A 257-nucleotide genomic window follows, 5' to 3' on the forward strand; every position below is an offset into this window, starting at 1 on the left:
ACGGACGATAAGTTCGATACATTGAAAGGAACGACGGATCAAGGGGCGATTGATGAAGCCCAAGAAGCGGTCAATAAGCTTCCTGAAGGTGCAGAAAAGGACCGACTGCAAGATTTACTGAATAATGCGAAAGATTTATTGAACAAAAAAGAACAAGCAGAAAAAGATCTAGCCGATGCGAAGAACAAAGTGGAAGATCTGTTCACGGACGATAAGTTCGATACATTGAAAGGAACGACGGATCAAGGGGCGATTGA

1 protein-coding gene is annotated in these 257 nt (G+C 43.2%); it reads left to right on the forward strand.

Translation table 11 applies throughout. The features are described from left to right. Window positions 1-257 (forward strand): toxin Cry1Ac domain D-VI-related protein (locus FNK51_RS26850; protein WP_181762355.1); only part of this gene is annotated, 257 nt, incomplete at both ends.

The sequence above is a fragment of the Bacillus sp. B4EP4a genome (genome assembly GCF_006680105.1).
GTDB lineage: Bacteria > Bacillota > Bacilli > Bacillales > DSM-1321 > Peribacillus > Peribacillus simplex_E.